Source organism: Cupriavidus sp. SIMBA_020 (assembly GCF_046535395.1).
Lineage (GTDB): Bacteria > Pseudomonadota > Gammaproteobacteria > Burkholderiales > Burkholderiaceae > Cupriavidus > Cupriavidus campinensis.
The window spans coordinates 1-270 of sequence record NZ_JAWRWU010000636.1 but is presented as its reverse complement, the minus strand read 5'-3'; the positions used below and the strand labels follow the sequence as shown (position 1 = coordinate 270).

Annotated in this window: 1 pseudogene; it reads left to right on the top strand. The window is 67.8% G+C overall.

From position 1 onward, the window contains the following. Positions 1–270 (top strand): annotated as a pseudogene (purH, locus tag SB751_RS30850) (bifunctional phosphoribosylaminoimidazolecarboxamide formyltransferase/IMP cyclohydrolase); the annotation flags it as partial.

Below are 270 nucleotides of genomic sequence, written 5' to 3'. Positions count from 1 at the left end.
GCAACAGGCGCTGCGCTATGGCGAAAACCCCCACCAGACCGCCGCGTTCTACGTCGACGCGCAGCGTTCCGCCGGGCTCCTGGGCAACTACCGCCAGTTGCAAGGCAAGGAACTGTCGTACAACAACATCGCGGACGCCGATGCCGCCTGGGAATGTGCCCGCAGCTTCGAGGCGCCGGCCTGCGTCATCGTCAAGCACGCCAACCCCTGCGGCGTGGCCGTGGCGGCCGACACGCTGGGCGCCTACCAGCAAGCCTTCAAGACCGACCC